The following is a 14,738-nucleotide window of genomic DNA, read 5'->3' as shown; positions in this document are numbered from 1 at the left end:
TACGGGCGTTCGACTGCCGATGGGGTGCGCCCGTACGGGGGACCTGCTCCCCGGGCTCCGCCCGGACCCGGTCCTCACCCGCCGGACCGGCTGGAGAATCCAGCCTCGCCGGCGTTCGAGGCGCGGGTCCGGGGCGGCGCCCAGGCGGCGCCCCCGCGGACTAGGGGGTGTCCGCCGCCGCGTCGCACCGCTGCGCGGCAAGGGCCCGGGCCAGGTCGTCGCGGGACTCCAGCACCAGGCGGCGCAGCGCCGGGGCGGCGCCCTCGTGCCCGGCCAGCCACGCGTCCGTGGCCTCCAGCGCGGCGGCGTCACCCTGCAGCGAGGGGTAGAGCCCCTTCACGATGTCCATCGCGATCTGGATCGACCGGTCCGCCCACACCCGCTCGATGACCTCGAAGTAGCGCCCCGTGTGCGTGGCCAGCAGGTCCCGCTGCGAGGGCTGCTGCATGCCCGCGATCGTCGACTCCACCAGCGCGTTGGACAGCGCGTCCGACTCGACCACCGCCGCCCACGCCTGGTCCTTCACCGCCTGCGAGGGGCGCGCCGCCAGGCACCGGACCTGGTGCCGCTTGCCCGACGCGGTGTCGTCCCGGGCCAGTTCGGCGGCGATGACGCCCTCGTCCACCGCCCCGTGCGCGGCCAGCGGCAGCAGGAAGTCCCAGCGCAGCTCCTGGTCCACGTCGAGCCCGTCGATCCGCGCCGACCCCTCCAGCAGCCCCAGCAGCAGCTGGAAGTCGCCCTCCGTCGCCGCGCTCGCCGCGAAGAACCGCGCCCAGGTCAGCTGGCCCTCCGACCCCGGCTCGGCCACCCGCAGCTGGTGCAGCGCGCCCGCCGCCAGGTCCCGGCTGCCCTGCTCGCGCCGGTCCGGCGCCGTGTAGTGGGTGACCGCGGTCTGCGCCTGCGCGTGCAGTTGCTGCAGGACGCCGACGTCCGTCTCCCGGCCCGCGTGCGCCAGGACCAGCGAGACGAAGTCGCGCGCCGGCATCAGGCCGTCCCGCGTCAGGTTCCACAGCGCCGACCAGCCGAGCGCCCGCGCCAGCGGATCCGTCAGATCCCCCAGGTGCGCCCGCAGCGTGGCCAGCGAACCCTCGTCCAGCCGGATCTTGCAGTAGGTGAGGTCCTCGTCGTTGACCAGGACCAGGTCGGGCCGGTCCTGCCCGGCCAGCTCCGCGATCACCGAACGGGCGCCGGAGACGTCCGCCTCGGCCCGCGCGTAGCGGACCAGCGCACCGTCCGTCTCCAGCCGGTACAGGCCGACGCCGACCCGGTGCGGCCGCAGCTCGTCGCCCTCCTGGACGACCGCGAGCTCGGTGATCCGCCCCTCCGCGTCGTAGCTCACCACCGGAGTCAGCGCGTTCACGCCCGCCGTCTGGAGCCAGGCACGCGACCACTCGGTCATGTCCCGCCCGGACACCTCGCCGAGTACCGACAGCAGGTCGTCCAGCGTGGTGTTCCCGTACGCGTTGGCCTTGAAGTAGCGGCGCGCGCCCTCCAGGAACGCGTCCCGGCCGACGTAGGCGACCAGCTGCTTGAGCACCGCCGCGCCCTTGGCGTAGGTGATGCCGTCGAAGTTCAGCTTCGCGTCCTCCAGGTCACGGATGTCGGCCGTGATCGGGTGCGTGGACGGCAGCTGGTCGGCGCGGTAGGCCCATGCCTTGCGGTTGTTGGCGAAGGTCACCCACGCCTGGTCGAAGCGGGTGGCCTCGACGAGTCCGAAGGAGCCCATGAAGTCCGCGAAGGACTCCTTCAGCCACAGGTCGTCCCACCACTTCATGGTGACGAGGTCGCCGAACCACATGTGCGCCATCTCGTGGAGGATCACGTTCGCGCGCCGCTCGTACGAGGCCTGCGTGACCTTGCCGCGGAAGATGTACTCCTCCCGGAAGGTCACCATCCCCGGGTTCTCCATGGCGCCCAGGTTGTACTCCGGCACGAAGGCCTGGTCGTACTTCCCGAAGGGGTAGGGGTAGTCGAAGATCTCGTGGAAGAGGTCGAAGCCCTGCTTGGTGACGAGGAAGATGTCGTCCGCGTCGAAGTGCCTGGCCAGCCCCTTGCGGCACATCGCGCCCAGCGGGATGGTGAGGTCCCCGCGGGTGTAGGTGTCGGTCACGTAGTGGTAGGGGCCCGCCACCACGCAGGTGATGTACGTGGAGATCGGCGCGGTCTCGGCGAACCGCCACACCGCACCCTCGCGGGACTCCTCGGCGCCATTGCTCCACACCTGCCAGCCCTCGGGCGCGGTCACCTCGAAGCGGTAGGGCGCCTTCAGGTCCGGCTGCTCGAAGTTCGCGTACACCCGCCGGGCGTCGGCCGGCTCGTACTGCGTGTACAGGTAGACCTCGCCGTCCTCCGGGTCCACGAAGCGGTGCAGGCCCTCGCCCGTCCGGCTGTACGCGCAGTTCGCGTCCACCACCAGGACGTTCTCGGAGGCCAGGCCGGCCAGGGCGATCCGCGAGCCGTCGAAGACGGCGGCCACGTCCAGCGCCCGCCCGTTGAGGGTGACGGAGTTGACCGAAGGGGCGATCAGGTCCGCGAAGGTGGCGCTGCCGGGGACCGCGGCCCGGAAGCGGACCGTCGTCACCGAGCGGAAGGTTCGCGGGCCCTGCGCGGGCTCGGCCTCGTCGACCGCCGACCGGATGTCGAGGACGACCTCGTACCCGTCGACGGACAGCAGCTCGGCCCGCTCGCGGGCCTCCTCGCGGGACAGATTCTCTCCGGGCACCTGCACTCCTTCGTGCGTGATCGCGTTCTTGGGTCGAATCCTCGCACGAGGGGAATGCGCGCGACGGTGTCCTGGTTGGGGACGGAGGACATGCGCCGTTGATGCCTTTTTCCCGCCTGAGACCGACACCGAGGAGAGACATGACCGAGACCCAGGTGCGCGAGAAGACCCCGGTCGACTTCTGGTTCGACCCGCTCTGCCCTTGGGCCTGGATGACGTCCCGTTGGATGCTGGAGGTCGAGAAGGTCCGCGACGTCGAGGTGCGCTGGCACGTGATGAGTCTCGCCGTCCTCAACGAGAACAAGCTCGACGAACTGCCCGAGGTCTACCGCGAGCTGCTCGGCCCCAAGGGCTGGGCTCCCGTGCGCGTCGTCATAGCGGCCCAGCAGAAGCACGGCGACGAGGTCACCGGCAAGCTCTACACCGCGCTCGGCACCCGCATCCACAACGAGGACAAGGGCCCGACCCGCGAGGTGATCGCCGAGGCGCTGGCCGAGGTCGGCCTGCCGGCCGAGCTGCTCGCGTACGCCGACTCCGACGAGTACGACGAGGTGCTGCGGGCCTCGCACAACAACGGCATCGACCGTGTGGGCCAGGAGGTCGGCACACCGGTGATCTCCGTTCCGGGCGCCGACGGCGAGGGCGACGTCGCCTTCTTCGGTCCGGTGGTCACCCCGACCCCGCGCGGCGAGGCCGCGGCCCGGCTGTGGGACGGCACCCTGCTCGTCGCCTCCACGCCCGGCTTCTACGAGATCAAGCGCACCCGCACCAAGGGCCCCTCCTTCGAGTAGCCCGCACGGCGAAGACACGAAGACACGAAGACACGAAGACACAGAAGACCCCCGCGAGTCACGTCCTCACGGGGGTCTTCTGCTGGACACGCCCGCCGGTGAAGGTTGAGAAGACGATCACGAGGCGGACGGGCTCGGGGGTGCGATCAGCCCTTGACGGGGATCAGCAGCGGGGTGTTGGCCTTGGCGTCGGCGTAGCGCCTGGAGACGTCCTGCCAGTTGACGACGTTCCACATCGCCTCGATGAAGTCCACCTTCTGGTTCTTGTACTGCAGGTAGAAGGCGTGCTCCCAGGCGTCGAAGACCAGGATCGGGGTGCTGGCGACACCCACGTTGCCCTGGTGGTCGTAGACCTGCTCGACGACCAGACGGCCGCTGACGGGCTCGTACGCGAGCACGCCCCAGCCGGAGCCCTGGGTCGCGGAGGACGCGAAGGTCAGCTGCTTCTTGAACTTCGCGAAGGATCCGAAGGACTCGGTGATCGCGTCGGCCAGGTCGCCCAGGCCGTCGGCCGCGGTGGGCTCGCCGCCGCCCTCGCCGGTCTTCGGGCTGGCCATGTTGTGCCAGTAGATGCTGTGCAGGATGTGGCCGGAGAGGTGGAACGCGAGGTTCTTCTCGAGGCCGTTGAGCGCGCCCCAGTTCTCCTTGTCGCGCGCCTCCGCCAGCTGCTCCAGCGTGTTGTTGGCGCCCGTGACGTAGGCCGCGTGGTGCTTGTCGTGGTGCAGCTCGATGATCTGCGGATTGATCACCGGCTCCAGCGCCGCGTAGTCGTACGGAAGCTCAGGAAGCGTGTAGATGGCCATGCGTGTTATCCGGTCCCCTCGGCGTGCCAATCGCTTATTGCAATCAATGCGCAACTGCACGCTAGCAGCATCTATTCCGCCTCACACGTAAGGGTCACCTCTGTGAACGCAGGTGGGCCCCGTGCGTCCGCACGGGGCCCACCTGTGGTCGAGGGGTGTCAGCGGGCGGCGGGCGCCCGGCGCTGCAGCAGATATCCGGTCACGGCGAGGGCGACGGTGAGCCCGCCCGTGAAGATCACCTGGACCCGGGTGTCCTCGCCCAGCGCCATCAGCACCAGGACCCCGGCCACCCCGGTCAGCGCCACCCAGGTCAGGTACGGGAAGCCCCACATCCGCACGACGAGCTTCCCGGGAGCCTCGCGCTCCAGCCGCCGGCGCAGCACGAACTGCGAGACGGCGATGAAGCCCCAGACGACGAGGATGACGCCGCCGACCATGTTCAGCAGCCAGGCGAACAGGGTGTCCGGGTACCAGTAGGACAGCAGCACGGTGACGAAGCCGAAGCCGGAGGAGGCGAGCACCGCCCGGCGCGGCACGCGGCCGGTGACCTTGCCCAGCGCCTTGGGGCCCTGGCCGCGGGAAACGAGGGAGTAGGCCATGCGGGAGGAGCCGTAGATGTTGGCGTTCATCGCGGACAGCAGGGCGATCAGGATGACCACGTTCATGATCTCGCCGGCCGCCGGGATGCCCAGGTGGTCCAGGGTGGCCGCGTAGGGGCCCTGTTCGGTGACCTTCGGGTCGTTCCACGGCAGCAGGGTCACGATGACCAGCATCGAGCCGACGTAGACGACGGCGATGCGCCACATGGTGGTCCGCACGGCCTTGGCCACGCCCTTGACCGGATCCTCCGACTCGGCGGCGGCGATGGTGACCGTCTCCAGTCCGCCGTACGCGACGACCGAGGCCAGCAGGCCGACCAGCAGGCCGTCGACCCCGTTGGGCAGGAAGCCGCCGTCGTGCAGCAGGTTGGCCGTGCCGGGCGCGCCGGTACCGGGCAGCAGGCCGAGGACGGCCAGCACGCCGAGGCCCAGGAAGAGGCCGATGGCGCCGATCTTGAGGGCGGAGAACCAGAACTCGAACTCGCCGAAGTTCGAGACGGCGGCCAGGTTGGAGCCGCAGAACAGCGCCATGAAGACCAGCACCCACATCCACGACGGGGTGCCCGGGAACCAGCCCGTCATGATGTGCGCCGCGCCGATGGCCTCGATGGCCACGCCCACGCACAGCAGCGTCCAGAACATCCAGCCGGCGGTGAACCCGGCCCACGGACCGATCGCTCGCTCCGCGTGCACCGAGAAGGAGCCGGAGGCGGGGTTGGCGGCCGACATCTCACCGAGCATCCGCATCACGAACATGACGAGCAGTCCGGACGCGGCGTAGGCGAGCACGATCGAGGGGCCCGCCGCGGCGATGCCGGCTCCGGAGCCGACGAAGAGTCCGGCGCCGATGACACCACCGAGGGCGATCATCGAAAGGTGGCGCTGCTTGAGGCCGTTGCCGAGCGGGGATCCGGTGTCGGTCCGCGGCGTTTCGGGCGGTGTCAGGGTGCTCTGGCTCATTGCGGGTGTGCCTGTCCGGTTGTGCGGGGGGACGTGATGAGGTGCCCCAGTCTCACCTCTGTCCGATCTTCGGATGATCGGCGTCCGGTATTCGGACAGCCGAATGACCGGCCGTGATCACACCCGTACGCTGCCGGCAGGACGCGGGTGACGCGACGACAGGTGACGGGGGGACGACCGGATGGACCACGGCGTAAGGGAATTGGCCGCCACGGGCCGGGGGGTGCTCGTCACCGGGGCCTCCCGGGGGATCGGGCGGGCCGTCGCCACCGCCTTCGCCGAGCAGGGTGACCGGGTCGCGGTGCACTGCACGGCCCGGCATGCGGACGCCGAGCGCACCCTCGCGGACCTCCCGGGCGAGGGCCACGTCCTCGTCACGGCGGACCTCGGCGACCCGGCCCGCGTGGAGGCCCTCGCCGCCGAGACCGAGGAGGCCCTCGGCGGCATCGACGTCCTCGTGAACAACGCCGCCGTGATGCTCGCGCACCCGCTGCCCACCACCTCGTACGCCGACTGGCAGGAGGCCTGGCGCCAGACGGCCGCCGTCAACCTCTTCGCCCCCGCCAACCTCACCCACTGCGTCGCCCGCCGCATGATCGACGGCCGGCGGGAGGGCCGCGTCGTCAACATCGGCTCGCGCGGGGCGTTCCGGGGCGAGCCCGACCACCCCGCCTACGGCGCCACCAAGGCGGCCCTGCACGCGCTCGGCCAGTCCCTCGCCGTCTCCCTGGCCCCGCACGGCATCGCCGTGGCCTCCGTGGCGCCCGGTTTCGTGGCCACCGAACGGGTCGCCGGGCGGCTCGAAGGGGAGGAGGGCGAACGGATCCGGGCGCAGAGCCCCTTCGGCCGGGTCGGCACGCCTCAGGAGGTCGCCGCCGCCGTGCTGTACCTGGCCTCGCCCGCGGCGCGCTGGAGCTCGGGCACCGTGCTCGACGTCAACGGAGCCTCGTACCTGCGCACCTGACGCGCGAAGGCCCCCGCGCCGGGTGCGCGGGGGCCTTCGGGGGGTGTGAGCCGTGGACAGCGGCCGTGGACAGCGGCCGAGCCGGCGGGCGGTCAGGCCTTCGGGCCGCGCCGCTCCCGCAGCTCGCGGACCCCCGCCATGGCGAGGACCAGCAGGGCGGCGCCCGTCGACCACAGCAGCTGCGGGCGCGCGGAGTCGTCGAACAGCATCAGCACCAGGACCGCCGCCATCCCGGCCAGCGCGGCCCAGGTGGCGTACGGGAACAGCCACATCGGCAGGACCAGCCGCTCGGGCATGTCCCGCTCGATCCGGCGGCGCAGCTTCAGCTGCGAGACCGCGATCAGCGCCCACACGAACAGCAGGACGGCGCCGACCGCGTTGAGCATGTAGAGGAAGATCGTGTCCGGCCACAGCAGGTTGAGGACCACCGAGACGAAGCCGAAGGCCACCGACGCGAACACGGCCCGGCGCGGCACGCCGCCGCCCGAGACCTTCAGCAGCGACTTCGGCGCCTCCTCACGCTCGGCCAGCGAGAAGATCATGCGCGAGGACCCGTACAGGTTCGCGTTCAGCGCCGACAGCAGGGCCACGAACACCACGATGTTCATGATCTGGCCGGCGCCGGGGATGCCGATGGAGTCGAGGACGGCGACGTAAGGGCTCTGCCCCGGCTCCAGCGAGTCCCACGGCAGCAGGGTCACGATGACGACCATCGAGCCGACGTAGAAGAAGAGGATGCGCCACACCGCGCTGCGCACCGCGCGCGATACCGAGCGGGCCGGGTCGTCGGACTCGGCGGCCGCGATGGTGACGACCTCCAGGCCGCCGAAGGCGAAGATGACGGCCAGCATGCCCGCGACCACGCCGCCGAAGCCCTGGGGGAAGAAGCCGCCGTGGCCGGTCAGGTTGGTCATGCCGACCGGATCCGTGTCCGGGAGCACACCGAAGATCGCCAGGGTGCCGAGGATCAGGAAGAGCACGATCGCGCCGACCTTGAGGGCGGCGAACCAGAACTCGAACTCGCCGAAGTTCTTCACCGCGGCCAGGTTGCTCACGGTGAAGACCACCATGAAGAGCAGCACCCAGACCCACTGGTCGACCGAGGGCACCCAGCCGTTCGCGATCTTCGCAGCGCCGGTGGCCTCCACGGCCAGCACCACGACCAGCAGGAACCAGTACAGCCAGCCCGCCGAGAAACCGGCCCAGCGGCCGAGCGCCCGCTCCGCGTAGACGGAGAAGGAGCCGGAGGCGGGCATCGCGGCCGACATCTCGCCCAGCGCGCGCATCACCAGCATCGCGAGGACGCCGGCGAGGAGGTAGGAGCAGATGATCGCGGGGCCGGCGATGCCGATGCCGGCGCCGGAGCCGACGAAGAGGCCGGCGCCGATCACGCCGCCGAGCCCCAGCATGGTCAGGTGGCGCTGCTTGAGGCTGTGGCTGAGGGGTTCCGGGGGCAGGTCGCCCGTCGTGGGAGGTGCGTCTGGCAAACGCTCACGCATGAGGAGTGCTCGTACTCTCGTTCGGCCCAGCGGTGGTGGGGACTCCGCCATTGGCTTGGCAGGATCCAACAGTCTCGCTGAGCGGCGGTCGTCCGTGCAAAACGGACGTGTTGTCGGATGTTGCTCGTGACGAGGATCACGCTGCGCCGACCAGGGGCGTTGCCTTTGTCCGGTCCCCACCAATGGGGGGAGCGGGGCTTTGTCCCGGGCGGCGGTGGGGCGGCTCCGGACCCCGCACTAACGTCGGTGATCGTCCCGACCCCCACCACTGTGCGGAGCCCCTGATGAGCACTGCTTCCGTCTCCCTCCGGCCCGGCGCCGTCCTCGCCGACCTGCTGCCCGCGAGCCGCGTGCGCGATATCGCGCTCGTCGTCGGCGGCGCCGCCCTGACCGGGATCGCCGCGCAGATAGCGGTGCCGGTCCCCGGCTCCCCGGTCCCCGTCACGGGCCAGACCTTCGCCGCGCTGCTCGTCGGCACCGCCTTCGGCGCCCGCCGCGGCTTCCTCTCGCTGGCGCTGTACGCCCTCGTCGGCATGGCCGGCGTGCCGTGGTTCGCGGGCGGGACCTCCGGGGCCGGCGGCGCCTCCTTCGGCTACGTGCTCGGCATGATGCTCGCCGCCACCGTCGTCGGCGCCCTCGCGCGGCGCGGCGCCGACCGCTCGGTCCTGCGTACGGCGGGCACGATGGCGCTCGGCTCCGCGGTGATCTACGCGGTGGGCGTGCCGTACCTGATGGCCGCCACCGGGATGTCCCTGGGCGCGGCCGTCGCGGCGGGCCTGACCCCGTTCCTGATCGGCGACGCCCTCAAGGCCGCCCTCGCGATGGGCGCCCTGCCGGCCGCCTGGAAGCTGGCCGGCCGCCGCGGCTGACGCGGGTCCCTCCTACGGCCGGAGCCCGGCCCACCTGACGAGGCGGGCCGGGCTCCGGCGTGTGTACGGGACGCGGTCGGGCGGTCAGCCCTGGACGGCGGCGCGCTTGCGGCGCAGGTCCAGGACCACACCGACGGCCACGACCAGGCCGGCGACGAGGGTGGACAGGGTGACCACCTCGCGGTTGGCGTCGTCCACGAACATGTAGCCGATCACGAACACGATCAGTGCGGCGGTGGCCCAGGTCAGCCACGGGAAGAGCCACATCTTCACGGTCAGCTTCTCCGGGGCCTCGCGGACCAGGATCCCGCGCATCTTCAGCTGGGTGAAGCAGATCACCAGCCACACGAAGAGCGCGATGGCACCCGAGGAGTTCAGGAGGAAGTTGAAGACCGTGTCCTTGAAGGCGTAGTTGAAGTAGACGGCGACGAAGCCGAAGACCGTGGAGCCGAGGATCGCGGCGACCGGGACACCCTTCTTGTTGACCTTGGCGAACGCCTTGGGGGCGTCGCCGCGCTCACCGAGCGAGAAGGCCATGCGGGAGGCGGTGTAGAGGCCGGAGTTCAGGCAGGAGAGCACGGCGGTCAGGACGATGACCTCCATGATCGTGCCGGCGTTCGCGATGCCGATCGAGTCGAGGGCGGCGACGTACGAGCCCTTCTCGGTGATCGACTTGTCGTTCCAGGGGAGCAGCGTCAGCACGACGAAGATCGAACCGAGGTAGAAGACGCCGATACGCCAGATGACGGAGTTGGTGGCCTGCGTGACCGCCTTGCGGGGGTTCTCCGACTCGCCGGCGGCGAGCGTGACGATCTCGCTGCCCATGAAGGAGAAGACGACCATCAGCACACCGGTCAGGACGGCGCCGTACCCGTTGGGGAAGAAGCCGCCGGTGTCGGTCAGGTGCGCGAAGCCCGCGCCGGGGTTGTCGGAGCCGGGCAGGACGCCGAAGACGGCCAGCATGCCGATGACCACGAAGGCACCGATGGCGACGACCTTGATGCCCGCGAACCAGAACTCGAACTCACCGTAGGAGGCGACCGAGCCGAGGTTGGTGACGGTCAGGACCGCCATCACGATCAGGGCCCAGGCCCACTGCGGGACGGCCGGGATCCAGTTCTCCAGGATGGCGGCGCCGGCGGTGGCCTCCACCGCGAGGACGACGACCCAGAAGAACCAGTAGAGCCAGCCGATGGAGAAGCCGGCCCAGCGGCCGAGCGCCCGGTCGGCGTAGGCGGAGAAGGAGCCCGAGTTCGGGCTGGCGGCGGCCATCTCACCGAGCATCCGCATCACGAAGACCACCATGGCGCCGACGAGGGCGTAGGAGATCAGGATGGCGGGACCGGCCTTGGCGATACCGCCACCGGAGCCGACGAAGAGACCGGCGCCGATGACACCGCCGATGGCGATCATGGACAGGTGGCGGTTCTTGAGACCGGCCTTCAGACCGTCGGAGGGCAGGCCGCCGTCACCGGGGTTTCCGGTGGGGTCGCCTGCCTTCTGAAGGGTCGTCGTGGAGCTCATGGACGGATCCTTAGGTTCTCGGGTTGCGAGCCCCGGCATTCAAACCTGAGATGAACGCAGGACGGAAGACCTCAATCCGGATCGTTGCGTGGGGACGAACGTCCGGAACCGACGTCCCGCCGTGTCCCATCTGCGTTCTTTGGGTTTACTTGAGCTTTAGAAGTGACTTACGCGACACCCGCTGCGGGCCGTCGGGCCTCCACGTGCCACACTCGACCCATGCGCGTGTACCTCGGATCCGACCATGCCGGCTTTGAGCTCAAGAACCACCTCGTGGACTGGCTCAAGAACAACGGCCACGAGCCCGTCGACTGTGGCCCCCACATCTACGACGCCGTGGACGACTACCCGCCCTTCTGCCTCCGCGCCGCGGAGAAGACCGCCGCCGACGAGGGCAGCCTCGGCATCGTGATCGGCGGCTCCGGCAACGGGGAGCAGATCGCCGCGAACAAGGTCAAGGGCGTCCGCGCCATCCTGGCCTGGAGCGTCCAGACCGCCCAGCTCGGCCGCGAGCACAACAACGCCAACGTCATCTCCGTCGGCGGCCGCATGCACACGCAGGACGAGGCCGTCAGCTTCATCGAGGCCTTCCTGGCGACCCCGTACTCCGGCGAGGAGCGCCACACCCGCCGCATCGACATGCTCTCCGCCTACGAGCAGACCGGCGAGCTCCCCCCGATCCCGGCCCACCACCCGCAGGGCTGATCCCGCTTCCGGCCGTGCCACTCCCGCCGGGGGTGGCACGGCCGTTCCATTCCTCCATTCCTCCGATCCTCCGATCCTCCGAGGAGCCTGCCGTGCCCGAGGGGCATACGATCCACCGCCTCGCCCAGGACCACGGCGAGAGGTTCGCCGGGCGGCCGGTCGCCGTCAGCAGTCCGCAGGGGCGCTTCGCCGAGAGCGCGGCCCTGCTCGACGGACGGACCCTGGACGGTGTCGACGCCCACGGCAAGCACCTCTTCCTCGGGTTCGAGGGGGACGAGTGGATCCACATCCACCTCGGCCTCTTCGGCAAGCTCGGCTTCGGCCCGGCCCCCGCCCCGCCCGCGACCGACACGGTCCGGCTGCGCCTGCTGAACGCGGACCACTACGCCGACCTGCGCGGCCCGACGGCCTGCGCGCTGATCGGCGAGGGCGAGAAGAAGGCGATACACGACCGGCTCGGCCCGGACCCGCTGCGGCCGGGCGACGACCCCGACCGCGCCTGGGCCCGCATCTCCCGCTCCCGCACCACCATCGCCGCGCTGCTCATGGACCAGAAGGTGGTCGCGGGCGTCGGCAACGTCTACCGCGCCGAGGTCCTCTTCCGGCACGGCATCGACCCGTACCGGCCGGGCAGGGAGCTGCGGCGCCCGGAGTGGGACGCCATGTGGGCGGACCTGGTCGCCCTGATGCGCGAGGGCGTGCGCAACAACCGCATCGACACCGTGCGTGACGAGCACCTGCCCGAGGCGATGGGACGGCCGCCGCGCGTGGACGACCACGGCGGCGAGGTGTACGTGTACCGCAGGGCGAACATGGCCTGCCACATCTGCACCACCGAGATCCGCACGGCGGACCTGGCGGCCCGCAACCTCTTCTGGTGCCCCGGCTGCCAGGGGGCCTGAGGCGGGGAGCCTGAGGCGGGGAGCCTTGGGCGGGCGCAGGGCGGGCGTAGGGGGCATCCCGCCCATCGGCTGGCAAGGGGCGCATCTCCAGAGCCATGCGCCCATCCCTACCAGGGCATTCCCCATCACCGGGGAGGTTTTCGGGCACCCCCCGGCTTCCGGTCCGGGGGTACCCCTGCGCATTCACAGCCAGGATGGATAGGGTCCCGAAGCAATGGCCGGAGCACGCGTGGAGTCCCTTCTGGCCCGGATGCGCATGCGGTCGCACCGGGGCCGCACCGCCCTGCGCAAATCCGCCGTCGACTACTTCCGCGGCGACGCCTCCGACTGGCTCGCCTTCGGCGGCCTGCTGCTCACCGTCCCCGCCATAGCCTGCGGCACGCTGATGCTGCCCGTCTGGTTCTCGCCGGCGGCACTCGTCCTGCCGATCGTGGCCGGGGGACTGCTGCTGCGCCCCGCCAGCCTCCTCGCCCTGTACGCGGCCTCCGCGGCCGCACTGATCGTCGAGGCCCTCGTGCTCGGCCCCTACACCCAGGGCCCGGCACGGGTCACCCCCGGCACCGTCCTGGTCGTCGCGGCCTGCGGGTTCTTCGGACTGGTCATCGCGCAGTTCCGCAGCCGCGTCGGCGTGCCCTGGCGGCGCGGCGGCACCATGCTCTTCGACCTGCGCGAACGCATCCGCGTACAGAGCAAGCTGCCCGCCCTGCCCCGCGGCTGGCACCGCGAGATGGCCCTGCGCCCCGCCGGCGGCCAGTCCTTCTCCGGCGACTTCGTGGTCGCGGCCCGCACCAACGGCGGCCGGACCCTGGAGGTCGTCCTGACCGACGTCTCCGGCAAGGGCATGGAGGCGGGCTCCCGGGCCCTTCTGCTGTCCGGCGCCTTCGGCGGACTGCTCGGCGCGCTGCCGCCCCACGGCTTCCTGCCCGCCGCCAACGGCTACCTGCTCCGCCAGGACTGGGACGAGGGCTTCGCCACCTCCATCCACCTCGTCCTGGACCTGGAGACCGGCGACTACGAACTCCTCTCGGCCGGCCACCTCCCCGCCCTCCAGCTCTGCGCCGGCACCGGCCGCTGGCAGGAGAAGTCCGGCGAGGGCCCGCTGCTCGGCGTCTACGACGGCGCCGAGTTCACCCCCGTCCGCGGCAACCTCCGCCGCGGCGACGTCCTGATGCTCTTCACCGACGGCCTCGTCGAGACCGCCGACCGCGAGATCAGCGAGGGCATCGACCGCCTCACCGGCGAAGCCGACCGCTACGTCTCCGCCGGCTGGGAGGGCGCGGCCTGGCACCTGATCGAGAAGGTCGCCAAGGACGTCAACGACGACCGGGCCCTGCTGCTCATCCGCCGCTCCCCCTGAGCGGTGCGGGGGGCGGGGGCGGGGGCGGAGTCGGGGTGTGTGCCTGGGTGGCGCCTGGGGGTGTGCCTGGGTGGGGCCCGGGTGGGGCCAGCCCCACCCGCGGGACCCCGGGCCGCTCCATGGCCGCCGCCCCGCCATGATCCGTAGCGTCGGAGCCACGGTCAGGACGGCTCGAGAGGCGGCACACCATGGGACTGCGGGGACTGCGACGGCGCGGGCGGACGGACGCGAACACCGCGGCGGGGGAGCGGCACACCACGGCCGCCGCCGTGGAACTGCGCGGCGTACGGCGCTCCTACGGGCGCGGGGCCTACGCCGTGCACGCGCTGCGCGGGATCGACCTCAGCCTTCCGCGTGGCAGCTTCACCGCCGTGATGGGCCCCTCCGGCTCCGGCAAGTCCACCTTCCTCCAGTGCGCCGCCGGACTCGACCTGCCCACCGAGGGCTCCGTCCGCCTCGGCGGGACCGAGATCACCGGCATGGACGAGAACGCGCTCACCCGGCTGCGCCGCAGCCGGCTCGGCTTCGTCTTCCAGGCCTTCAACCTGCTGCCCTCCCTCACCGTCGAACAGAACGTGCTGCTGCCGATGCGGCTCGCCGGCGGCCGCCAGGACCGGGCCCGCGCCGCCGACCTGCTCGCCCGCGTCGGCCTGGAGGGTACGGGGAACCGCCGCCCCGCCGAACTGTCCGGCGGCCAGCAGCAGCGGGTGGCCGTCGCCCGGGCCCTCGTCACCCGGCCCGACGTGGTCTTCGCCGACGAACCCACCGGCGCCCTCGACACCACCACGGCCGCCGAGGTGCTGGGCCTGCTCCGCGAAGCCGTCGACGCCCTGGGCGCCACCGTCGTCATGGTCACCCACGACCCGGCCGCCGCCGCCCACGCCGACCAGGTGCTCTTCCTCGCCGGAGGCCTGGTCGCGGACCGCCTTCCCCGCAGCCCCGCCACCACGGTGGCCGCCCGCATGACCACCCTCACCCCCACCCCCCAGGCCGCCTGACCCCGGGTAGGGCTCGGGGGTGGGTGTGCCCCGGTTCGGGGCCGA

12 protein-coding genes are annotated in these 14,738 nt (G+C 71.4%); 7 read left to right on the top strand and 5 right to left on the bottom strand.

What is annotated here, in order from left to right; all coding sequences use genetic code 11:
* Positions 1–160: 160 nt before the first annotated feature.
* A complete protein-coding gene (gene pepN, locus NRK68_RS11900; protein ID WP_257855745.1) occupies positions 161–2,722 on the bottom strand; it encodes an aminopeptidase N in 2,562 nt (853 codons plus the stop codon).
* Between the two features lie 140 nt (positions 2,723–2,862).
* On the opposite strand from pepN, the gene NRK68_RS11895 reads away from it, so the two are divergent.
* The gene (locus NRK68_RS11895; protein ID WP_183065412.1) at positions 2,863–3,513 is read left to right on the top strand and encodes a mycothiol-dependent nitroreductase Rv2466c family protein; all 651 of its coding nucleotides are present in this window, start codon (positions 2,863–2,865) and stop codon (positions 3,511–3,513) included.
* A gap of 146 nt (positions 3,514–3,659) precedes the next feature.
* Here the strand turns inward: NRK68_RS11895 and NRK68_RS11890 are convergent, their stop codons facing one another.
* Positions 3,660–4,316 carry a superoxide dismutase gene (locus NRK68_RS11890; RefSeq protein WP_030036236.1) on the bottom strand — a complete coding sequence of 219 codons (657 nt, stop codon included), beginning with the start codon at positions 4,314–4,316 and terminating at the stop codon, positions 3,660–3,662.
* A 158-nt stretch (positions 4,317–4,474) separates the two neighbouring features.
* A complete protein-coding gene (locus NRK68_RS11885) occupies positions 4,475–5,875 on the bottom strand; it encodes an amino acid permease (protein WP_257855744.1) in 1,401 nt (466 codons plus the stop codon).
* A 181-nt stretch (positions 5,876–6,056) separates the two neighbouring features.
* On the opposite strand from NRK68_RS11885, the gene NRK68_RS11880 reads away from it, so the two are divergent.
* Positions 6,057–6,839 carry an SDR family NAD(P)-dependent oxidoreductase gene (locus NRK68_RS11880; protein ID WP_183065409.1) on the top strand — a complete coding sequence of 261 codons (783 nt, stop codon included), beginning with the start codon at positions 6,057–6,059 and terminating at the stop codon, positions 6,837–6,839.
* Positions 6,840–6,931: 92 nt separating this feature from the next.
* Here the strand turns inward: NRK68_RS11880 and NRK68_RS11875 are convergent, their stop codons facing one another.
* Entirely contained in the window at positions 6,932–8,338 is a 1,407-nt protein-coding gene (locus tag NRK68_RS11875; protein ID WP_257855743.1) for an amino acid permease, read from the bottom strand.
* Positions 8,339–8,622: 284 nt separating this feature from the next.
* Here NRK68_RS11875 and NRK68_RS11870 point away from each other — a divergent pair, with 284 nt between their 5' ends.
* On the top strand, positions 8,623–9,207 hold the full coding sequence (locus NRK68_RS11870) for a biotin transporter BioY (protein ID WP_046774895.1): 585 nt from the start codon (positions 8,623–8,625) through the stop codon (positions 9,205–9,207).
* Between the two features lie 84 nt (positions 9,208–9,291).
* On the opposite strand, the gene NRK68_RS11865 is transcribed toward NRK68_RS11870, so the two are convergent.
* On the bottom strand, positions 9,292–10,731 hold the full coding sequence (locus NRK68_RS11865) for an amino acid permease (RefSeq protein WP_183065405.1): 1,440 nt from the start codon (positions 10,729–10,731) through the stop codon (positions 9,292–9,294).
* A 219-nt stretch (positions 10,732–10,950) separates the two neighbouring features.
* Here NRK68_RS11865 and NRK68_RS11860 point away from each other — a divergent pair, with 219 nt between their 5' ends.
* From NRK68_RS11860 to NRK68_RS11845, 4 genes are all read left to right on the top strand, one after another.
* Entirely contained in the window at positions 10,951–11,436 is a 486-nt protein-coding gene (locus tag NRK68_RS11860) for a ribose-5-phosphate isomerase (protein WP_030036244.1), read from the top strand.
* Positions 11,437–11,528: 92 nt separating this feature from the next.
* Positions 11,529–12,338 carry an Fpg/Nei family DNA glycosylase gene (locus NRK68_RS11855; protein WP_183065403.1) on the top strand — a complete coding sequence of 270 codons (810 nt, stop codon included), beginning with the start codon at positions 11,529–11,531 and terminating at the stop codon, positions 12,336–12,338.
* 214 nt (positions 12,339–12,552) lie between these two features.
* Positions 12,553–13,695 carry a PP2C family protein-serine/threonine phosphatase gene (locus tag NRK68_RS11850; protein WP_183065402.1) on the top strand — a complete coding sequence of 381 codons (1,143 nt, stop codon included), beginning with the start codon at positions 12,553–12,555 and terminating at the stop codon, positions 13,693–13,695.
* Between the two features lie 188 nt (positions 13,696–13,883).
* On the top strand, positions 13,884–14,693 hold the full coding sequence (locus NRK68_RS11845; RefSeq protein ID WP_257855742.1) for an ABC transporter ATP-binding protein: 810 nt from the start codon (positions 13,884–13,886) through the stop codon (positions 14,691–14,693).
* Positions 14,694–14,738 lie beyond the last annotated feature (45 nt).

This window comes from Streptomyces yangpuensis, from assembly GCF_024666385.1.
GTDB classification, from domain to species: domain Bacteria; phylum Actinomycetota; class Actinomycetes; order Streptomycetales; family Streptomycetaceae; genus Streptomyces; species Streptomyces yangpuensis.
Note: the sequence above shows the minus strand (reverse complement) of the source record. Positions and strands in the feature narration are given on the sequence as shown.

Bases quoted from the DNA above. Each gene is read 5' to 3' on its own strand.
- NRK68_RS11895 (WP_183065412.1), top strand. From the start codon at position 2,863: ATGACCGAGACCCAGGTGCGCGAGAAGACCCCGGTCGACTTCTGGTTC.
- NRK68_RS11890 (WP_030036236.1), bottom strand. From the start codon at position 4,316: ATGGCCATCTACACGCTTCCTGAGCTTCCGTACGACTACGCGGCGCTG.
- NRK68_RS11885 (WP_257855744.1), bottom strand. From the start codon at position 5,875: ATGAGCCAGAGCACCCTGACACCGCCCGAAACGCCGCGGACCGACACC.
- NRK68_RS11880 (WP_183065409.1), top strand. From the start codon at position 6,057: ATGGACCACGGCGTAAGGGAATTGGCCGCCACGGGCCGGGGGGTGCTC.
- NRK68_RS11875 (WP_257855743.1), bottom strand. From the start codon at position 8,338: ATGCGTGAGCGTTTGCCAGACGCACCTCCCACGACGGGCGACCTGCCC.
- NRK68_RS11870 (WP_046774895.1), top strand. From the start codon at position 8,623: ATGAGCACTGCTTCCGTCTCCCTCCGGCCCGGCGCCGTCCTCGCCGAC.
- NRK68_RS11865 (WP_183065405.1), bottom strand. From the start codon at position 10,731: ATGAGCTCCACGACGACCCTTCAGAAGGCAGGCGACCCCACCGGAAAC.
- NRK68_RS11860 (WP_030036244.1), top strand. From the start codon at position 10,951: ATGCGCGTGTACCTCGGATCCGACCATGCCGGCTTTGAGCTCAAGAAC.
- NRK68_RS11850 (WP_183065402.1), top strand. From the start codon at position 12,553: ATGGCCGGAGCACGCGTGGAGTCCCTTCTGGCCCGGATGCGCATGCGG.
- NRK68_RS11845 (WP_257855742.1), top strand. From the start codon at position 13,884: ATGGGACTGCGGGGACTGCGACGGCGCGGGCGGACGGACGCGAACACC.